Annotated in this window: 1 protein-coding gene; it reads right to left on the bottom strand. The window is 60.1% G+C overall.

Translation table 11 applies throughout. The annotated features are described in order from the left end of the window. A partial coding sequence (locus tag AC0L3J_RS38160) for an ABC transporter permease subunit (RefSeq protein ID WP_473350582.1) occupies window positions 1-263 on the bottom strand: 263 nt, incomplete at both ends.

The following is a 263-nucleotide window of genomic DNA, read 5'->3' as shown; positions in this document are numbered from 1 at the left end:
GGCCGATAGGTGAAACTGGCAATGTAACCCGCCTGGTACAGCAGGTCAGGGATAGTTAGTACCGAGAGGAGCGTCGTATTTTTGAGCTGCATAATCGTCTGGCCCATCAGTGGTGGCACCATGCGGCGGAGTGCCTGCGGCAGGATGATCCGCTTCATGCGCTGCACGTACCCCATGCCCAACGCAACGGCGGCGTCAGTCTGGCCACGATCAATCGACTGAACGCCGGCGCGCAGGATCTCCGCATAGAAGCCGCTGGCGTA

The sequence above is a fragment of the Bradyrhizobium sp. Kon37 genome (genome assembly GCF_055807535.1).
Note: the sequence above shows the minus strand (reverse complement) of the source record. Positions and strands in the feature narration are given on the sequence as shown.